The organism is Luteibacter sp. P4_E6 (genome assembly GCF_056401535.1).
In genome coordinates this window covers 1-2,643 of record NZ_JBFUJE010000528.1, presented here as the reverse complement: position 1 = coordinate 2,643, position 2,643 = coordinate 1, and the positions used below count along the sequence as shown (strand labels likewise).

Sequence of the window (2,643 nt, the reverse complement as noted above, 5' to 3'; positions counted from 1 at the left end):
GCCTTTCCGCTACGAAACGCGGAGGACGTGTCTGAGCAGCGAGGGTGGGCACCGAAGGCTCTGCGCCGCGACGTCCGCGTCCGCCGCGACGTCCCCGCCCGCCGCGGCGCCCCCGGCATTCCGCGAAGAGCCAAAAAAAAACCCCGCACTCACATGCGGGGTTTTTCCTGGCGATGCTATCCCGGCGATTACGCCGCGATTTCGACGCCCGAAGCCTGCGCGCCCTTCGGGCCCGTGGTGACTTCAAATTGTACGCGCTGGCCTTCCTGCAGGCTGCGGAAGCCCTTGGAATTGATCGCAGAAAAGTGGACGAACACGTCCTCCCCACCGTCCTCAGGCGCGATGAAACCGAAACCCTTGGCGTCGTTGAACCACTTGACCGTACCGAAACGCATGCGGAAACCTCTGGACATGGATTGGAAGCGCCCCTGCGTTGGCGAGGCGTTCCCCATGGATCCCCTTGGCCTGCCCCCGCGGCGCAGGCGAAGTATCGACAAGTTCGCAGGCAAAGCGCAACTGCGACTTTTTCCCAGTCGATCGCCGAAAATCAGACCCCAGCGAGGAGGCGACCGAGGATAGGCGGCACGTTCGCTGTGGCTGCGGCGAGGTGCGCGAAGATCTCTTCGATGCTGATTTCGGCCTCGTCACCCGCACCGGCGGCGTAGTTGGCGACCAGCGCAAGGCAGGCGAATTCGATATCCAGTTCGCGCGCCAGCACGGCCTCGGGCATACCGGTCATCCCGACCAGATCGCAGCCATCGCGCTTCATCCGGGCGATCTCGGCGCGGGTCTCCAGGCGCGGTCCCTGGGTGATCCCATGACAGCCGCCGTCGATGATCGCCAGGCCTTCGGCACGGGCGGCGGCCAGAATCGCCTGGCGCAGGCTTTCGGTATAGGGCTCRCTGAAATCGATATGGCGGACTTCCGCCCCTTCCACGTCATTGAAGCTGGTGTAACGGCCATGGGTGTAATCGACGATCTGGTCAGGCACCACCAGGACGCGTGGACCCATGTCGTCGCGGATACCGCCCACGGCATTGACCGCCACGACGCGGCGAGCGCCCAGCGAATGCAACGCCCAGAGGTTGGCCCGGTAGTTCACGCGGTGCGGCGGTACCGTATGGCTCTCACCATGGCGTGCCAGGAAGGCCAGACGCTTGCCGCCGAAGTCGCCGGTGACGATGTCGCCCGAGGCCGGCCCGAATGGCGTCTCCACCGCGTGCCGCTCCGTGTTTTCCAGTCCTTCGAACTGATAGAGCCCGCTGCCGCCGATGACGGCCAGATCGATCGACATGGCGTCAGTCCTTCAGCGCGTAGATGGCCGGCAGGTTGCGGGCCTGCTCGTGGTAGTCCATGCCGTAACCGAACACGTAGCGGTCCGGCAGGTCGACACCGTTGAAATCCGCTTCGATGCCATGCGCACGGCGATCGTGCAGCTTGGTGCAGAGCACCGCGAGCAGAACGCGCTTCGCCCCCATGTCCAGGCAGGCGTCGCGCACGGCCTTCAGCGTATGGCCTTCGTCGAGGATGTCGTCGACGAGCACCACCGTACGCTCGTGCAACGGCACCTGCGGCCTGCGCAGCCAGTGCAGGTCGCTGCCACTGGTCTCGCCGCGATAGCGGGTCGCGTGTACATAGTCGAATTCGAGGTCCGTGCGGATGGCGAAGGCCAGTTGACCGGCGAAGATGAGCGCGCCGTGCATCACGGTAAGGAACACGGGAACCTCGCCGTCCAGGGCCGCGTCGATGTCGCGGCCCATGCGGACGATTTCGGTATCGAGCTGCTCGCGGGTGAACAGGACGTCGGAGTGCGCAAGCGCATAGTCGAGCGAAGCGGTGGCGGTCATGGGTGGATTACAGCTCCAAAGCGGTCACGCGCGCGATGAAACGATCGCGCTGGGGATTGTCGACGAGTCCTTCCCATGTCGAGCCGATCGCCCCGCGCAAGGGAGTGATCCGCTCGGCGAGCGACAGTCGGCGGTCCTTGACCGCCGCGATCGCCTCGGGAACGACGTCGGGAAAGCAGGCGAGCACGAGATCGCAGMCCGCATCGAGGTTGGCGCCGACACGAGCGGCGATGCCGCCGACGCTGCCGGCCGCGGCCATGCTGATGTCGTCGCCGAACACGCAGCCGCGGAAGCCGAGTTCACCGCGAAGGATCTCTTCGATCCATACGTGGGAATAGCCCGCTGGCTGGTCGTCCACGGCGGTGTATTTCACGTGGGCAGCCATCACGGCCTCCGCATGCGCTTCGATGCCGGCAACGAAGGGCAGCAAGTCCGTGGTGAGGATATCGTTCTTGCTACGCGTATCGACGGCCACGGATTCGTGGGTATCTTCCTTGACGGAGCCGTGGCCAGGGTAGTGTTTGAGCACCGCGGCCATGCCGCCCAGGTGCATGCCACGCACATAGGCCTGCGTCAGTTCAGCGGCGATGGCCGGATCGGCGTGAAAGGCTCGATCGCCGATGGCGGCACTGCCACGGCCGAGGTCGGCAACGGGAGCGAAGCTGAAGTCGACGCCCACCGCGCGCATTTCACTGGCCATGATCCAGGCATGTTCTTCCGCACGGTTGATCGCTTCATACGGAACGGTGTCGTAGAGCTTGCCGATCGACGCCAGCGACGGCAGCCGGGTGAAGCC

4 protein-coding genes are annotated in these 2,643 nt (G+C 65.1%); all 4 read right to left on the bottom strand.

Annotation, left to right across the window (positions count from 1 at the left end):
- Positions 1–188: 188 nt before the first annotated feature.
- Positions 189–395, bottom strand: coding sequence for a cold-shock protein (locus tag AC1DT2_RS20315; protein WP_063573812.1), 207 nt, complete (start codon positions 393–395; stop codon positions 189–191).
- A gap of 152 nt (positions 396–547) precedes the next feature.
- Positions 548–1,294 (bottom strand): S-methyl-5'-thioinosine phosphorylase, encoded by a 747-nt coding sequence (locus AC1DT2_RS20310; RefSeq protein WP_063573811.1) that lies wholly within the window; start codon positions 1,292–1,294, stop codon positions 548–550.
- A 4-nt stretch (positions 1,295–1,298) separates the two neighbouring features.
- A complete protein-coding gene (locus tag AC1DT2_RS20305) occupies positions 1,299–1,847 on the bottom strand; it encodes a hypoxanthine-guanine phosphoribosyltransferase (protein WP_063573810.1) in 549 nt (182 codons plus the stop codon).
- Positions 1,848–1,854: 7 nt separating this feature from the next.
- The coding region (gene nagZ, locus AC1DT2_RS20300) for a beta-N-acetylhexosaminidase (protein ID WP_477298336.1) at positions 1,855–2,643 on the bottom strand (789 nt) is incomplete at its 5' end.